Below are 17,040 nucleotides of genomic sequence, written 5' to 3'. Positions count from 1 at the left end.
TTGCAGACTCAGGATAAAGAGAAATTCCCATGGAATATTTGATCCCCCGTACATTGTTCAGTACCGAGCACGATGAGTTTCGCCGCGCCTGCCGCCGCTTCATGGAACAGGAAGTCGCACCCTTCCACGCCCAGTGGGAGAAGGACAAGTGCGTGCCCCGTGAAGTGTGGCGCAAGGCCGGTGAGCTGGGCATGTTACTGCCCTCCATGCCGGAGGAGTATGGCGGCCCCGGCGCCGACCGCCTGTTCGACATGCTGTTCGCCGAAGAATTCATGCGGGTCGGGGCCTCGGGCCTGATCGGCTTCGGCGTGCACGGCCTGGTGGCGTTCTACATCCTCAATTACGGCACCGAGGCGCAGAAGCGGACCTGGCTGCCGAGAATGATCGCCGGCGAGGCGGTGGGCGCCATCGCCATGACCGAGCCCAATACCGGATCGGACCTGCAAGCCGTGCGCACCCGTGCGACGCTCGACGGCGACGAGTACGTGCTGAACGGCTCGAAGACGTTCATCTCCAACGGATCGTCCTGCGACCTCGCGGTTGTGGTCTGCAAGACCGGCAGCAGCGGCAAGGGTGCCCAGGACATCTCGCTGATTATTGTCGAGAAAGAGCGCGAAGGGTTCAGTCGTTCACAGCCGCTGGAAAAGATCGGCCTGCATGCCCAGGACACCAGCATGTTGTTCTTCGACGATTGCCGCGTGCCGGCCGCGAACGTGCTCGGTGGCGTGCAAGGGCAGGGCTTCTATCAGCTCATGCACGACCTGGCGTGGGAACGCATCATCGGTGCCGCCGGTTTCCAGGCCCAGGCCGAGGCGGCGCTGGATCACACCCTCGAATACACCCGCACGCGCATCGTGTTCGGCAAACCGGTGCTCGACTTCCAGAACTCGCGTTTCACCCTGGCGCAACTCAAGACCGAAATCCAGATCGGCCGCTCATGGGTCGACAGCTGCATGGCCTTGTTGCTGCGCGGTGAACTGACGGCCGAAGCGGCCGCGGTGGCCAAGTACTGGACCGCCGAACTCAGCAGCCGGGTGGTCGATGCCTGCCTGCAACTGCATGGCGGCAACGGCTACATGACCGAATACCCGATTGCCAGGCTGTACCTGGACACCCGTGGCAACCGGATCTGGGGCGGGACCAACGAAATCATGAAGGAAATCATCGCTCGCACGTTGTGAGCGCGATCATAGGAGAGCAAACGTGTCTCAAGAAATTCGTTTTGACGGCAAAGTCGCCATCGTTACCGGCGCCGGCAACGGCCTGGGACGCGCCCACGCCTTGCTGCTGGGTTCCCGAGGCGCCAGGGTCGTGGTCAATGACCTGGGTGTCAGCACCGAAGGCCTGGGCAGCTCGAGTTCTGCCGCCGATGCCGTGGTGGCGGAAATCCGCGCCATGGGCGGCGAAGCTGTCGCCGACTACAACTCGGTGACCGAGGGCGAGAAAATCGTCGCCACCGCGCTCGAGGTGTTCGGCACGGTCGACATTCTGATCAACAACGCCGGCGTCTTGCGCGACAGTTCGTTCCACAAGATGACTGAGGAGCAGTGGGACCTGATTCAGGACGTCCACGTCAAGGGCGCCTTCCGCCTGACCCACGCCGTGTGGCCGATCATGCGCGACAAAGGCTACGGCCGCATCGTGATGACCGCGTCCGGTGCCGGTATCTTCGGCAACTTCGGCCAGTGCAACTATTCCACGGCCAAGTCGGGCCTGATCGGCTTTGCCAACTCGCTGGCCATCGAAGGCGCGAGCAAGAACATCCGGGTCAACACCATCGCCCCGATCGCCGCCTCGCGCATGGTAATCGCCAGCGGCATTTTCCCGCAGGAGCTTCACGACAAGCTGAAAGTGGAAGACTGCGCGCCGCTGGTGGGTTGGCTGTGCAGCGAGGAATGCCAGGACACCGGCAGCCTGTTCGAAGTGGGCGGCGGTTTCCATGCCAAATACCGTTGGGAGCGTTCCCAGGGTCGTCACCTGCACACCAATACCCTGAGCCCGGAACTGGTTCGCGATAACTGGGAACGCATTACCCGGTTCGACGAGCACAGCGTTTATCACGCCGATGGCGGCGATAGCTTCAAGGAGCTGTTCACGCGCATGGAATCGCCGGCCAAGGGCGGGAATGCATTCATCGATATGGAAGTGGCGGCCAACGCCGTCTCCCATCTGGAAACCGAATACGACCAGAACGATGCCGCGCTCTATGCATTGGCTGTCGGCGCCGCCAAGGACCCGCTGGACCGCGACGAGTTGAAGTACGTCAACGAGTTCCTCGGCGACGAGTTCCGTGTCCTGCCGACCATGGCCGTGTTGCCGGCGACCGAAGTGTTCCTGCGTGCCGCCAAGTCCGGCGAGCCACAGCTCGAAGGCCTCAACGTGCCATTCGCCAAGGGCCTGCACGGCGAGCAATACACCGTGATGTATCGCCCATTGCCGCCCAAGGCCAAGCTCAAGCACACCATGCGCTTGAAGTCGGCCATCGACAAAGGCAAGAGCACCGTCACCATCCTGGCCATCGAGACCACCGACGAACACGGCACGCCGCTGTTCTACAACGAAGTCACCGGCTTCTACCCGGGCGTACCGGGTGCAGGCTTGCAGCGTGTGGCCAGCGAAGAAATCAACGTGGCGCCGGATCGTCAGCCCGACGCGGTGCTGGCTGACAAGACCGAAATCAACCAGGCGCTGCTGTACCGCCTGTGCGGCGACTGGAACCCGATGCACATCGATCTGGACTACGCCGCCAGGGCCGGCTACGAGAAACCGTTCCTGCACGGTCTGTGCACCTTCGGCTATCTGGGTCGCCATGTGATCAAGGCGTTCTGCGGCAACGACTCGCGCCTGTTCAAGAGCGTTCGCGCGCGTTTCGCGTCCATCGTGATGCCCGGCGATACCCTGGAAACCCGCATGTGGCGAGAGTCCCCTACACGCATCGTGGTCGAGATGCGCGCTGTGGAGCGAGACGTTGTTGTATTGAAAAACGGCGCGGTCGAATTGTTCGAGTCCGTCCCGGCCTGATCCCTTGGGCATCTGCCGCTTTCCTGAGCTGGAAGCGGCAGCTTTTTTATTTCAGGAGAGCACGATGCAACGTTGCGTCAATGTGATTGGCGTAGGGATGTCGCCTTTGCGTACGACCACGCTGGGACCCGATCCGGCGGTTCCGGTCAGCGGTACGATACGACAGGCACTCAGCGATGCCAGCTTGTCCGCGAGCAACATCGCGACCGTCTATGCCGTCTCGTGCATGATGGATGGCGTGACCTTGCAGCGTGCTTTGCAACGAGTAGGGTTGGGGCAAGCCCCCCTCTGTCACTTTCCGGAGGGTGGCGTCGATGGCAGTGCCTTGCTTGCCCGGGCTTGTCAGGCCATCACCCTGGGGCAGGCCGAAAGCATCCTGGTGCTGGGCGTTCAGAGTGCGCCCGTGGCGCCGGGCCCTTTCTTCGAACAGTTGGGCACCACTGCGCGGGACTACATGGTGCGTTACCAGGCCCGGCCAGAGACCTTCGCCATGATCGCCGTCAAGGCGCGCCAGCATGCCGCGCTCAATCCGATGGCGGCGTTCAACCGCACGCTGAGCCTGGAGCAGGTGCTGGCGGCGCAATCGATCGCCGAACCGCTCACGCATCCTCAGTTTGCCTGGGGCAGCTCAGGCGTCTCGGCGGTCTTGCTGTGCTCCGGTGAGTTTGCCAGGCGCCACTGCAGCGGCCCGAGGGTGCGCATTGCCGCCCAGGCCTGCGTTTCACCGCAGCAGGTGAGCGGCCTGGATCGGGTTTCGAGCTTCGCTGGCGTAGACTATGACGTCAACGTCGCCGCCGCCCGCGAGTTGTATGAGCAAGCGGGCAGGGGGCCGCAAGAGGTGGCCGTGTGCGAACTGCACGACGCCAGTACCGTCAGCGAGTTGCTGCTTTACGAAGCACTGGGTTTCTGCCCGGAAGGCTGCGGTGAAAAGATGGTCGAAGATGGCGACAATACGGCGGGTGGCAACCTGGTCGTCAATCCTTCCGGTGGTTTGCTTGCCTTGGGTCAGGCGTCGGCGGCGAGCGCTCTGGCGCAGTGTATCGAACTGGTGCAACAGCTGCGCGGGAGTGCCGGCCGACGCCAGGTCGCCGATGCGCAACTGGCCCTTCAACATCAGACAGGTGCCGATGGCACGGTGACGACCACCCTTTATCAGCGCGATTGAACCGGGCGGCGAATGCGCGCTGCGACTGGCGCAACAGAACAATTTCAATGGGTGGAACACCATCCTTCAGATGCAGGAGCAGCCATGAATAACAACAAGAATTCAACCCTGTTGCATCGCTTCCTTCACTGGGAGCTCAACACACCTGATTCAATCTACCTGACCCAACCCCTGCCCGATGGCAGCGTGCAAGACTACAGCTGGCGTGAAGTGGGCGACCAGGCGCGGCGCATGGCCGCTCACCTGCGGACCCTCGAACTGCCCGCGAAATCGTCTATCGGCATCTTCGGCAAGAACACCGCGCACTGGATCATCGCCGACCTGGCGATCTGGATGGCCGGGCACGTCAGTGTCCCGCTGTACACGACCGCCAACAGCGACACGGTGCGCTACGTGTTGGAGCATGCCGAAATACGGCTGCTGTTCGTCGGTCGCCTGGAGGGCGACGCGGCGGGCTGGAATGCGGTTTGCGCTTCGATTCCAACCGGCCTGCCGTTGATTGACTTACCCATGTCCGGCTGCGGCAAGGGCGAGTCCTGGGAGCGAATCATCGCCCATACTGCGCCGCTGCAAAGGGTGCTCGAACCGGCGCCCGAAGAACTCGCCACCATCATCTACACCTCGGGCAGTACCGGCGATCCCAAGGGGGTGATGCACAGCTTCGCCGCCATGTACAACGCACCGGCGGTGACCGGCTGCATGTATGACAACGGCCGGGGCACGAGCAATCGTGACCGCTTGCTGTCCTACTTGCCGCTTGCCCATACCGCCGAACGAGCGGTGGTGGAGGCGGTGTCGCTCTACAGTGGTTGCCGGGTGTTCTTCAACCTGGGGCTGGACACCTTCAGCGACGACCTGCGACGTGCACGTCCTACGATTTTCCTGTCCATGCCGCGGTTGTGGGGCAAGTTCTATCAGGGCATCAACGAACGTATCGACCCTGCCAGCCAGGCTGCCGCTTTCGCCGATCCGGTGGAAGGCAAGCTGATGAAGTCGCAGATCCTCTCGGCCCTGGGACTGGACCAGGTACACACGGGCCTGTCCGGGTCGGCGCCGTTGCCGGTCAAGGTGATGGAGTGGTATCGCGAGCTGGGTCTTGAGTTACTGGAAGGCTATGGCATGTCGGAGAACTTCGGCACATCGCATTTCAGCCTGCCGGGGCAGGTGCGTGTCGGTTATGTGGGGGCGGCAATACCGGGTGTCGAATGCCGTATCGGCAACGACAACGAAATTCTGGTGAAAAGTCCGGCGCAGATGCTGGGCTATTACAAGCGACCCGAGTTGACCGCCCAGAGCTATACCGCCGACGGCCTGTTCTGTACCGGTGACCGTGGCGAACTGGATGAGCAGGGACGGCTGCGCATCACCGGGCGGGTCAAGGAGCTGTTCAAGACGGCCAAGGGCAAGTACGTCGCGCCGGTGCCGATCGAGGCCAAACTGGGTAATCATCCGCGTGTCGAGGCGTCCTGCGTCACCGGCGTCGGACTGGCACAACCGCTGGCCTTGATCAACGTGTCGCCTGATACCCGCGCTGCCCTGGCCACGGCCGAGGGGCGTGACCAGGTGGGTACTGAGCTTGAAGTGTTCCTGGCAGAGGTCAATGCGCAGTTCGAGTCCCATGAGCAATTGGGGTGCCTGGTGGTTGTCGCCGAGCCCTGGACTGTCGCGAATGCGCTGCTGACGCCGACCTTGAAGATTCGTCGCAGTCTGATTGAAGAGCGTTATCAAGGGCAGATCGAGGCTTGGGACGCCAGTCGCAGCAAGGTTGTTTTCGAGTAGGCCATAAAACATCCTCCCCTGTGGGAGCGAGCCTGCTCGCGAAGGCGGTGGATCAGTTGACAGCAACGTTGACTGTGCCACCGTCTTCGCGAGCAGGCTCGCTCCCACAGGATTTTTGGGGTGTCCGATGATCATTGTAGGAGCTGGCTTGTCGGGTCGCCGTATCGCAGCGAAGGCGGCCTGACAGGCGACCTGACTTTTGTGGATGCACTCCGGACCAAACTGTAGGAGCTGGCTTGCCAGCGAAGACGGCCTATGAGCCGACCTGAATATTGTTGACCGCGTACATATCCATTCCTGCGGCCACGGCCACTGACGGTTCCGCTTTTACAGCGGGTCACTTGGAAGAGCCCCAAGTAACCAAGGGCTCTTGCCCCTTTCGTTCGGTGCCTCGCTAATGCTCGGCATTCCCGCGCTCCGGTCCTGCTCCGTGGGCCCGCCGCGATCGGCCATCCTTGGCCGTGCGCGGCTAACCCGGCATCCCTGCCGGGTTGCCCACTGCGCAGAACCTCCACTCGGCCTCTCGAGGGTGCAAGAAGATCAAAAGCCAAAGCGAGGCGGCCTGACAGCCGACCTGAATTTTGTTGACCGCGTACATATCCATTCCTGCGGCCACGGCCACCTAGGTTTCCGCTTTTACAGCGGGTCACTTGGAAAAGCCCCAAGTAACCAAGGGCTCTTGCCCCTTTCGTTCGGTGCCTCGCTAATGCTCGGCATTCCCTCGCTCCGGTCCTGCTCCGTGGGCCCGCCGCGATCGGCCATCCTTGGCCGTGCGCGGCTAACCCGGCATCCCTGCCGGGTTGCCCACTGCGCAGAACCTCCACTCGGCCTCTCGAGGGTGCAAGAAGATCAAAAGCCAAAGCGAGGCGGCCTGACAGCCGACCTGATTGAGGGGCGGGTACGCGTACTCCTGTAGGAGCTGGCTTGCCAGCGAAGACGTCCGTTCAGACGATTAATAGGTTGACTGATCCACCGCTTTCGCTGCGATGCGGCGACCCGACAAGCCAGCTCCTACAGGTGTGCAGGTCTTCCACGGTTGCCTGCGATGGTCACTGAATGCAAAACGCCCCGCAATGCGGGGCGTTTGTTTTGTCGCTGTTCCCGGGGTCAGCGAATACCCGCATTACGTAACGCGGCAGGCGTGAAATCCGCCAGTTTGGTCCGGGCGCCGTATTGCGGGGCGGATTTGGACTCGTTGCTCATGGTCGCGACAATGTAGCGTCCGGCGAGCAGGTCGTAGAATCCTTGTGCCGCCGGGGCGTTCACGCCTTTTTCATAGTTGTTGTAGGTGTAGTTCTCACCCACGCGCCAGAGCTGGCCGCGACCGTCGTAATGATCCACCTCGGACAGTACCCAGGTGTCTTCATCGAAGTACATGTCGCGCTTGGCGTAGATGTGCCGTTCACCGGCTTTCAGGGTCGCCTGTACGTGCCACACGCGATGCAGTTCGTAGCGGGTCAGGTCCTGGTTGATATGGCCGGGCTTGATGATGTCCGCGTACTTGACGCTTGGCGACTGCAGTTTGTAGTTGTTGTAGGGAATGTAGACCTCCTTCTTGCCGACCAGCTTCCAGTCGTAGCGATCCGGGGAGCCGTTCATCATGTCGGCGTTGTCGGACGTGCGCATGCCGTCCGAGGCCAGGCCCGGTGCGTCGTACGCCAGTTGCGGGGCGCGGCGGACACGGCGTTGACCGGCGTTGTAGGTCCAGGCCTTGCGTGGCTCTGTCACCTGGTCGATGGTTTCATGGGCCATGGACACGGTGCCCGCCAGGCGCGCCGGCGCATCGACCGCAAAGATGTAGTAGTAGAGGATGTTCTTCTCGGTCTGCGGGTCTACGCCATCCATGTATTGCGGGAAGCTGTTCTGGTCATGGGTCTCGACAATGGTGTAGTCGCCATTGACCTGCGGTACGGCCTGGACCGACCAGCGCTCGACGTTCTCGCCGCGGAAACGGGTGACATGGTTCCAGTAGACCTCGACGCCGCTCTTGGGAATCGGGAAGGCGTAGTAGCGCGAGTCGGCAAAGTTGCTGAGGCCGGTGCCGTCACTGACCAGTTGCACATTGAGCGCGCTCTTTTTCGCAGCCGCGTAAACGGCCGCGGGTACCTGGGCAGTACGGTGGCTCGGATAGACCGGAATCTTGTAGGTGTCGGGATAGCGCTGGAACATGGCGAGCTGGCCGGGGGTCAGCTTGTCCTTGTACTGCTGGGCGTTGGCGGCCGTGATGGTGAACAGCGGTTTCTCGTTCTTGAACGGGTCGCCGAGGAAGCCCTTGGCGTCGACGGGTGCCGCGCCAGACTTGAGGCCGCCGTCCCAGGCCGGAATGCTTTTGTCGGCGTTGCCTTCCTTCTGCGCGCCCAGCGGCGTCAGGGTCGTGCCAAGTTGAGCCGCTTCCTGCTCGCTGACGGCGGCCATGACGCTGGAGGCCAGCAGGGAGAGCGCCAAGGCCCCGGAGGTGATGATCATGCTTGCTTTCATGGGTATGCCCTCTGACTCAGAAGTTGACGCCGAAACTGAGCGAGACGAAGTCCCGGTCGGTGTTGGTGTTGAAGTGGCCACCGAAGAAGTCCGTGTAGCTCAGACTCGCGGTGTAGGTGCTCATATAGTCGGCATCCACGCCGAGGCTGACGGCTTTGGCGCCTTCCTCGAAGTTCGGGCCCCAACCGTCCACATCGTGGGACCAGGCCAGGTTCGGTGAGAGGTTGATGCCGGCAATGACGTTGGTGTAGTCGAGCTTGGCGCGCGCGCGATAGCCCCAGGAGTTGGTGGTGTAGAAGCCGTGGCTGTTGCACTCTTTCTGCGGGTTGGTGGCCGTGGCGCAGACGGTCGCATTCTGGGTGCCGGGGAATTCGCCGGCACCAAACACCGGACTACGACCGAAGCGGACGTCGGTGCCGTCGGCCGGGCCCAGGCCATTGATGCGGTTGTAGCCCACTTCACCAACCAGGGTCAGGCGGCTGGCGCCCAGGATCTGATCGAAGAATTGCGTGGCAGTGACCTGCGCCTGCATCACCGGCATGCGTTTGTAGCCGGGAAGGTCACCGCCCAGGGCCTGTGCCGTTTCACCGGAGGTGAAGACCGGCGAAGTCTGGGTGCGGAAGTTGGTGTCGGTGGACTGGATCGCCGCCAGGTTCAGGTCGGCGGTGTTGATTTGCAGCGGCATGTTCGGCCGGTAACTCAGCTCGCCGCCGACGGAAGTCTCGCCCAGGGTGGTCTGGAAGCTCAGCCCGTACAGGCGGATATCTTCCGGATAGTCGACGAAGTAACGGGCGGCTCGCACCCGGTCGAACTGGTTCTGCGCCACACCCAGCGTTCGCGCCGCGGCGGGCAGGGCGCCGACCTGGGCCGCGGTGATTGGCGCGACGGTGGTTTGCGTGAAGCTCAGGTACGGGTTGCGGCTGTGGTAGTTCATGGCATAGAAGCCGAACTCGGTGTCGTGCAGATCCGGTACGAACCAACGCAAGGCAATCCCGAACTGACCGCTGTTGCGAGGGTCGTTGTCTTTCGTGCGCGGCATGTAGACGTCGTCCAGCACTTGACCGCTGAGAATCTGTGCGGCGGTCGCGGTGTTGTGGGCTACGCCGGGAGCGAGGTCGGGGCCGGCGAATACCAGGCGGTCGTTGCAACCCTGGGGCAGGGGATCGGAACCGAAGAAGGTGCCGCAGTTGTCGACCACCGAGTTGGCCCATTCCAATTGGTAGAAGGCTTCGGCGGTGACGTTCTCGGCAAGACCCTGGGAGACATACAGCATGTTCACCGGAATCAGGCCTTCCTTGACCTCGGCACCTGGACGACGCAGGGCGGCCACGTCGACCGGGTTGATGCTGTTGATCGAGTTGCCGATGAAGGTGCTCTCGCCCCAGCTCACCACCTGTTTGCCCAGGCGCACGTTGCCAGGCAGATCGCCCAGGTTGTAGTTGTGGTAGACAAAGGCGTCGAGGAACTCGGCGCCGGACGACTTGGCCGAGCGATCGCGTCCCGAGTCGTCGATGTCGTAGAAGTGACGGTGCTCATCCATCAGTTCGAAGTCATACCAGTACTTGCCGCGAACGAAGGCCCCGCTGTCGCCGTATTTCAGTTCAAGGTCATGTACGCCCTTGAAGATCTTCGAAAAGGTTTCGCCCTTCTTGAAGTTCTGCCGGTTGTCATCCGCCGTGCGGGTCGCCGACTCACCGCGCAGGCCAAGGGTGTTGGCGCTGTTGATAAATTTGGGGTCCGGTCCGCGCACGGCCCAACTGGCACCGACGGAAAGGGACGAATCGAACTGACCTTCGATTTCGCCGATCTGGAAGTCGACGGCATTGGCGCTGGCGCAGGTCCCGAGGCCCACGGCCAGGGCCAGCAGGTGAGGGCGCAATTCGATTGGCAAAGTGGTGGAGGGCCACTGGCGCCGGGAGCTCATAGGTCTTTCGAAAGTCACGTGTTGGTTACCCCTTTGATCTTGTTGTTCTGGTGTACCGCCACAAGACGCTACCGCCGACGCCTTTTGAGCCTCCCCCTCGTATGGGGGGGGAGCCCCCCCAATCGTCGCGTTCCCTGAACACTTCAGCCATGCCCCCTCCACCCGAGGGGGGAGAGCGCCTCCTCGTTACGTGACCATCGGTAGACGGTTTGCTGCGATCGCCTCCAGGCAGGGGCGAGCGGCACAGGCCTCGATAACTGACCTTGGAGAAAGTGATGTCGCAGAAAGTATTTGTTGCCGGTGTTGGCATGATCCCGTTCGCCAAGCCCGGCCAGAGCGGTACTTACATCGAGATGGGCGCGCAAGCCATCCGCCTGGCACTGCAGGATGCCGGCCTGGACTACCGCAAGGTCCAGCAGGCCTACGCCGGCTATGTTTACGGCGACTCCACCAGTGGCCAGTCGGCGCTCTACGAAGTGGGCCTGAGTGGTATTCCGGTGATCAACGTCAACAACAACTGCGGCAGCGGTTCCACGGCGCTCTTCCTGGCACGCCAGGCAGTGGAGAGTGGCGCAGTGGATTGCGCGCTGGCTTTCGGCTTCGAGCAGATGCAGCCCGGTGCGCTGAAATCCCATTGGCTCGATCGCCCGATCACGTACGGCAAGGGACATGAGGTGGCCGACGCGATCTTCCCTGAAGGCCGTGACATGCCGGACGCCCTGAAGTTTTTCGGCGGTGCCGGCCGCGAGCACATGGAGAAATACGGCACGAAGATGGAAACCTTCGCGGCCATTCGCGCCAAGGCCAGCCGCCATGCCGCGAACAACCCGTTGTCGGTGTTCAAGAAGGTGATCACCACCGAAGAAGTCATGGCCGACCAGGTGATTTTCCCAGGGGTCATGACCCGCTTGATGGCTTGCCCGCCGACCTGCGGCGGTGCCGCGGCCATCGTGGTTTCCGAACGCTTCGCCAAACAGCACGGGCTGCGTACCGATGTCTGCATCCTGGCCCAGGCATTGGTGACCGATCAGCCGGACGCTTTCGAGCCCCCTTCGTTGATCAGCATCGTCGGCGTCGGCATGACCCGTCAGGCCGCCACTGAAGTCTATGAAAAGGCCGGCGTAGGACCGGAAGACATCCGCATCTGCGAGCTGCACGACTGCTTCGCCCATAACGAACTGCTGACCTACGAGGGCTTGGGTTTCTGTCCGGAAGGCGGCGCCGAAAAATTCGTGATGGACGGTGACAACACCTATGGCGGGCAGGTGGTCGTCAATTCGTCCGGTGGCCTGCTGTCCAAAGGTCACCCGCTGGGTGCCACCGGTCTTGCCCAATGCTACGAGTTGACCCATCAACTGCGCGGCACGGCCGACAAGCGTCAGGTGGAGAACCTCCAGCACGCCTTGCAGCACAACCTGGGCCTGGGCGGCGCCGGCATCGTGACCCTCTTCGGCCGCGGCTGATGACACGGCGCGCCCGTTGCGGGCGCGCCCTTTCTTTTGATTGAAGAGCCGGATTGAAGGCACTGACTGACAGGACTGCGTGACATGGCAGACAAGAGTCTGATCGGGCGCTCGTTGGGCGTGACGAGCTGCGAAGTTGAAAAGGGTCGCCTGCGCTTTTTCGCCAAGGCCATCGGCGAGACCGACCCGGTGTACACCGATGAATCCGCCGCGAAACTCGCCGGGCACCGGTCCTTGCCGGTACCGCCGAGTTTCCTGATGTGCCTGGAAGCCGAGGGGCGCGACAGCGACCACATCGTCCAGGACGTTTTCGGTTTCGATCTGGGGCGCATCCTGCATGCCGAACAGGGCTTCGACTATCACGGTCTGGCCTATGCCGGCGACGTGCTCACCTTCGATACCCGGGTGGTGGATGTCTACGAGAAAAAGGGCGGGGCGCTGACTTTTGTGGTGCAACAGACCCGCGTCACCAATCAGGACGGTCAGCACATCGCTGATATCCGCTCGTCTCTCGTGCAACGCTGAGGAGCCCGTGATGAACTCATTTCAGTCGCACGATGTGCAGGTCGGCTTCGAGCTGTCGCCGCTGATATTGCCTGCCATCAATCGCACCACGCTGGCGTTGTATGCCGGCGCCTCCGGTGATCACAACCAGGTGCACATCGATCTGGACTTCGCCCGCAAGGCCCGCCAGCCCGATGTCTTCGCCCACGGCATGCTTTCGGTGGCGTACCTCGGTCGCTTTCTGACCGGGTGGGTTGCGCAGGCACACATCCGCAGCCTGGCGGTGCGATTCACCGGCATTACCCAACTGGGGCACGTCCCCACCTGCCATGGCAAGGTCATCGAACTTTTCGAGGTCGACGGTGAAAGACGCGCACGCCTGGCGATCCGCTGCGTCAATCAATACGGCGACGAGAAACTGGTCGGCGAAGCCACCGTGGCACTCCTCTGAATCCAGACAAAAACAAGGAATATCCCCATGAAAAAACTCGAAGGCAAAGTCGCCCTGGTGACCGGTTCCGGTCGTGGCATCGGGCGCAGCGTCGCCCTGAAACTGGCCAGCGATGGTGCGCGCGTAGTGGTCAATGACCTCGACGCTGGTCCCGCCGAAGAAGTGGTGGCGCAAATCCGCGCCCTCGGTGGTGAAGCTGTCGCCTGTGTTGGCAGCGTGACGGCGGCCGATTTCGCCGAGCGCTTCGTCAAGACCGCGGTCGACAGCTATGGCGGCATCGACATCATCGTCAACAACGCCGGTTACACCTGGGACAACGTGATCCAGAAGATGAGCGATGAACAGTGGTACGCGATCATCGACTGCCACATCACCGCGCCGTTCCGCATCCTGCGCGCCGCCCAGCCGATCATCAGTGCCATGGCCAAGAAAGAGGCCGCCGAAGGGCGTGTGGTCAATCGCAAGGTGGTCAACATCGCCTCGACGTCCGCTGGCGGCAACCCGGGGCAGGTCAATTACTCCACGGCCAAGGCGGGTGTACTGGGCATGACCAAATGCCTGGCCAAGGAATGGGGGCGCATGAAAGTCAACGTCAACGCCGTGGCCTTCGGTCATATCGAGACCCGCCAGACCCAGCCGGTGGAAGGCGATCCGCACTTCATCAACATTGAAGGTCGCGAGATCAAGGTGGGCATCAGTCCTGCCATCGTCGAGCAGTCCAAAAGCATGATTCCGCTGGGTCGGCCGGGCAACACCGAAGAGGCTGCCGGGGCTGTGTACCTGTTTTGCATCCCGGAATCGGACTACGTCAGCGGCCAGGTACTGGTCTGCGGTGGTGGTCTGGGCAACGTCTGAAAACGGTGGCGGGGCGCCTCGGCGCTCCGCCATCCTGGAGTGCATGACTATGACAGTGCCCATTGCCAGTCATCCCGAACGACGCCTGCTGCATACCCGGCAGGTGGTTTGCACCGGCTACGAACGCGATGACGGACTTTTCGATATCGAAGGCCACTTGCTCGATACCAAGGGCGTCGACACCGACTTCCCTTACGGGACCATTCCCGCCAACGGCGTGCTGCACGGTATGCGCATCCTCATGACCCTCGATCTGAAAATGGTGATCCGCCATCTCACTGCCCTATCCGAGCAGGCGCCCACGCCTGTTTGCAGTCATGTCAACCAGGCCTATGCGGCGTTGGTGGGCATGCGCATCGGCCCGGGCTTCAAGAAACGTGTCGCCGAGCGCGTCGGGGGAGTGAAGGGTTGTACCCATCTCACCGAAATGTTGGGGCCGATGGCTACCACTGCCATCCAGACTTTGGCGCCGGTCATACAGAAACGCTTGCGTCAGCGCGCTGCCAGCGACCCGGAATTTCAGATGCCCAGGCACTGGGTGATCGGCACCTGCCATGCCTACCACCCCGAGGGCGATGCGGCGCGTCGCGTCAGTGAGTGGCAACCGATAGCGGTCTCTTCGCAGACTCCCCTGTAGGAGCTGGCTTGTCGGGTCGCCGCATCGCAGCGAAGACGGCCTGCGAGCCGACCTGATTGTTATGGAGAAACCGATTCAACTGTGGGAGCGAGCCTGCTCGCGAAGGCGGCCTGACAGCCGACTTGAATGTTGTTGACCGAGTACATATCCATTCCTGCGGTAACGGCCACCTAGGGTTCCGCTTTTACAGCGGGTCACTTGGAAGAGCCCCAAGTAACCAAGGGCTCTTGCCCCTGTCGTTCGGTGCCTCGCTAAGGCTCGGCATACCCTCGCTCCGGTCCTGCTCCGTGGGCCCGCCGCGATCGGCCATCCATGGCCGGGCGCGGCTACCTCGGCATCCCTGCCGAGGTGCCCACTGCGCAGAACCTCCACTCGGCCTCACGAGGGGGCGAACACCGCGAAAAGCCAAAGCGAGGCGGCCTGACAGCCGACCTGGTTGAGGGCGAGTACGCATTCCCCCGTAGGAGCTGGCTTGTCGGGTCGCCGCATCGCAGCGAAGACGGCCTACGAGCTGGCCTGACTTTTGCGGGCGCACCCATTCCCTGTGGGAGCTGGCTTGCCAGCGATGGCGGCCTACGAGCCGACCTGATTGAGGGGCGGGTACGCGTACTCCTGTAGGAGCTGGCTTGCCAGCGAAAGCGGACTGTCAGTCAACATTAATATTGACCGTTCCGTCGTCTTCGCTGCGGTGCGGCGATCCGACAAGCCAGCTCCTACAGGTGCGCGTGTTTTTATGCATTAGCCGGGCTTCGATAGACTGCGTAGCTGCGCCGGGCTTATTCCAAGGCGCTGGCGGAAGGTGGTCGCCATGTGTGCCTGGGAGTTGAAGCCGCAGGTGTGGGCGATTTCTGCCAGGCTGGCTGTCGAATCGCGCATCAGGGCGCGGGCCTTGGCGAGGCGTCGGTCGATCAGGTAACTGTGCGGGCTTTTGCCCGTCGCGTGCTTGAAGGCTCGCATGAAATAGCCTTCGGACAATCCAAGCAAGCCCGCCATGGCCGGTATACCCAGCGGGCCGTCAAGGCCGGCGTCAATGAATTCATCGAGCAGGCGCATCCGCTTGCCGGTGATAGCGCTTTGCAGCGGTGCCAGTAACGCTTGGTTGCCGGTCGCCCGATCCGCCAATGCCAGTGCCCAGGCCTCCCAATCGTCTTCCACTGAAGCCTGCAACAGCGCGGCGCGCATTCGCAGCGCGAGGCTAATGGCCTGCTGATCGATGCGATTGTTGAAGGCACGATCCCCGGCCAATGGCACACCGTCGGTGCGTATCACCCGCAGGTATTCACCGCCCTTGGGGGATTCGGACAACACGTCACAGCCGACAGGGACGAATGCCAGGCCGTTGGGCAGGGCATCGAAAGGCTGCACCCGATCGCAGCCGATGGCGTGCAGGCCTCGCTGGCTGTCGAAGGCAAAGCCGATGGCCGACTGGGTCGCTACATAGCGGGTCGCGTAGGCGGCACCGGGTAACAATTCGATCGCCCATGGTCCTGCCTCGATACGACGGACCGGTTCAGAGGGGGGAGAGGGCTGCGGGCGGTTTCGATGGCTCATGAACGCCATAGTAGTGAAGAGGGCGGGCAAAAGTCAGGTCAGTTTTCTGAAAGCCGACATGCTGCGCCCGTGCCTAGACTGGGCAACACTTCAGGGAGACGACTCATGCACAGACTGACTCGCGACGATATCGAACAAGCCGCTCGCCACGTGTACCAAGTCATGCCGGCCACCGCCCAGTATTGCTGGCCGCTGCTGGGCGAACGCTTGGGTTGCACGGTGTGGGTCAAGCACGAAAATCACACGCCTACCGGTGCTTTCAAGGTGCGCGGTGGCATTACCTTCATGCATTGGCTCAAGCGCGAGCACCCGGGCATCAAGGGGATTGTCACGGCCACCCGCGGCAACCATGGCCAGAGCCTGGCACTGGCGGCCGGGGCGCTGGGCTTGAGGGCGTTGATCGTCGTGCCGGTAGGTAACTCGGTCGAAAAGAACAAGGCCATGCGCGGTTTCGGTGGCGAAGTGGTCGAGTATGGCCGCGATTTCGATGAAGCCCGTGAAGAGGCCGCGCGCCTGGCGCAGATTCATGGCCTGTACCTGGTTCCGCCGTTCCACACCGAATTGGTCAAAGGCGTGGCCACGTACGCGCTGGAGCTGTTCGAGGCTGTACCGGATCTGCATACGGTCTACGTGCCGATTGGCTGTGGTTCGGGGATTTGCGCGGTGATCGCCGCCCGCGATGCCCTGGGCCTGAACACCCAGGTGGTGGGCGTGGTGTCCACTGAGGCCGACGCCGCAAAATTGTCGTTCGAGGCTGGAGCGATACGCGAAACCGCCTCGGCGAATACCTTTGCCGACGGCCTGGCCGTGCGCAAGCCGATTCCCGACGCCTTTGCCATCTACGGGGCGGCTGCGGAGCGGATCGTAGCCGTCAGCGAGGAGCAGATTGCCGAAGCCATGCGCGTGTATTACACCGACACCCACAACCTCGCCGAAGGGGCCGGTGCGGCGGCCCTGGCGGCACTCATGCAGGAGCGTGATGCCATGGAGGGGAAAACCGTGGCTGTGGTTCTGTCTGGCGGGAATGTTGATCGATCGGTGTATGCGAGCGTGATCGGGAACCTGTAGGAGCTGGCTTGTCGGATCGCCGCACCGAAGACGGCGGCACAGTCAAAAAACCTGAATGCTGTTGACCGAGTACATATCCATTCCTGCGGTAACGGCCACCTAGGGTTCCGCTTTTACAGCGGGTCACTTGGAAAAGCCTGTAGG

General features: G+C 62.2%; 13 protein-coding genes. 10 read left to right on the top strand and 3 right to left on the bottom strand.

What is annotated here, in order from left to right:
* The first annotated feature begins 38 nt into the window (after nucleotides 1-38).
* The 4 genes from LAB08_RS17695 to LAB08_RS17680 all read left to right on the top strand — a co-directional run bounded on the left by LAB08_RS17695 (nucleotide 39) and on the right by LAB08_RS17680 (nucleotide 5,965).
* The gene (locus tag LAB08_RS17695; protein ID WP_254007547.1) at nucleotides 39-1,181 is read left to right on the top strand and encodes an acyl-CoA dehydrogenase family protein; all 1,143 of its coding nucleotides are present in this window, start codon (nucleotides 39-41) and stop codon (nucleotides 1,179-1,181) included.
* 22 nt (nucleotides 1,182-1,203) lie between these two features.
* Entirely contained in the window at nucleotides 1,204-3,021 is a 1,818-nt protein-coding gene (locus tag LAB08_RS17690; protein ID WP_096510486.1) for an SDR family oxidoreductase, read from the top strand.
* 64 nt (nucleotides 3,022-3,085) lie between these two features.
* The gene (locus tag LAB08_RS17685) at nucleotides 3,086-4,186 is read left to right on the top strand and encodes a thiolase C-terminal domain-containing protein (RefSeq protein WP_096510487.1); all 1,101 of its coding nucleotides are present in this window, start codon (nucleotides 3,086-3,088) and stop codon (nucleotides 4,184-4,186) included.
* A gap of 84 nt (nucleotides 4,187-4,270) precedes the next feature.
* Nucleotides 4,271-5,965 carry an AMP-binding protein gene (locus LAB08_RS17680; RefSeq protein WP_096510488.1) on the top strand — a complete coding sequence of 565 codons (1,695 nt, stop codon included), beginning with the start codon at nucleotides 4,271-4,273 and terminating at the stop codon, nucleotides 5,963-5,965.
* 1,107 nt (nucleotides 5,966-7,072) lie between these two features.
* Here the strand turns inward: LAB08_RS17680 and LAB08_RS17675 are convergent.
* On the bottom strand, nucleotides 7,073-8,443 hold the full coding sequence (locus tag LAB08_RS17675; RefSeq protein WP_096510489.1) for a DUF1329 domain-containing protein: 1,371 nt from the start codon (nucleotides 8,441-8,443) through the stop codon (nucleotides 7,073-7,075).
* Between the two features lie 16 nt (nucleotides 8,444-8,459).
* Nucleotides 8,460-10,367 (bottom strand): DUF1302 domain-containing protein, encoded by a 1,908-nt coding sequence (locus tag LAB08_RS17670; RefSeq protein WP_096510490.1) that lies wholly within the window; start codon nucleotides 10,365-10,367, stop codon nucleotides 8,460-8,462.
* Between the two features lie 275 nt (nucleotides 10,368-10,642).
* On the opposite strand from LAB08_RS17670, the gene LAB08_RS17665 reads away from it, so the two are divergent.
* The 5 genes from LAB08_RS17665 to LAB08_RS17645 all read left to right on the top strand — a co-directional run bounded on the left by LAB08_RS17665 (nucleotide 10,643) and on the right by LAB08_RS17645 (nucleotide 14,277).
* Entirely contained in the window at nucleotides 10,643-11,830 is a 1,188-nt protein-coding gene (locus LAB08_RS17665; RefSeq protein ID WP_096510491.1) for a lipid-transfer protein, read from the top strand.
* A gap of 84 nt (nucleotides 11,831-11,914) precedes the next feature.
* Nucleotides 11,915-12,355 (top strand): MaoC family dehydratase N-terminal domain-containing protein, encoded by a 441-nt coding sequence (locus tag LAB08_RS17660; protein WP_096510492.1) that lies wholly within the window; start codon nucleotides 11,915-11,917, stop codon nucleotides 12,353-12,355.
* A 10-nt stretch (nucleotides 12,356-12,365) separates the two neighbouring features.
* Complete coding sequence (locus tag LAB08_RS17655; protein ID WP_096510493.1) at nucleotides 12,366-12,785, top strand: MaoC/PaaZ C-terminal domain-containing protein; 420 nt, start codon at nucleotides 12,366-12,368, stop codon at nucleotides 12,783-12,785.
* 27 nt (nucleotides 12,786-12,812) lie between these two features.
* Nucleotides 12,813-13,640 (top strand): SDR family NAD(P)-dependent oxidoreductase, encoded by an 828-nt coding sequence (locus tag LAB08_RS17650; protein WP_096510494.1) that lies wholly within the window; start codon nucleotides 12,813-12,815, stop codon nucleotides 13,638-13,640.
* Between the two features lie 49 nt (nucleotides 13,641-13,689).
* The gene (locus LAB08_RS17645; protein ID WP_096510495.1) at nucleotides 13,690-14,277 is read left to right on the top strand and encodes a DUF2889 domain-containing protein; all 588 of its coding nucleotides are present in this window, start codon (nucleotides 13,690-13,692) and stop codon (nucleotides 14,275-14,277) included.
* Nucleotides 14,278-15,015: 738 nt separating this feature from the next.
* Here the strand turns inward: LAB08_RS17645 and LAB08_RS17640 are convergent.
* A complete protein-coding gene (locus LAB08_RS17640) occupies nucleotides 15,016-15,837 on the bottom strand; it encodes a helix-turn-helix transcriptional regulator (protein ID WP_096510497.1) in 822 nt (273 codons plus the stop codon).
* 96 nt (nucleotides 15,838-15,933) lie between these two features.
* Between LAB08_RS17640 and LAB08_RS17635 the strand changes: the two genes are divergently transcribed.
* On the top strand, nucleotides 15,934-16,896 hold the full coding sequence (locus LAB08_RS17635) for a threonine dehydratase (protein WP_096510498.1): 963 nt from the start codon (nucleotides 15,934-15,936) through the stop codon (nucleotides 16,894-16,896).
* Nucleotides 16,897-17,040 lie beyond the last annotated feature (144 nt).

The organism is Pseudomonas izuensis (assembly GCF_002356535.2).
GTDB lineage: Bacteria > Pseudomonadota > Gammaproteobacteria > Pseudomonadales > Pseudomonadaceae > Aquipseudomonas > Aquipseudomonas izuensis.
This window is presented reverse-complemented; position numbering and strand designations above follow the sequence as displayed.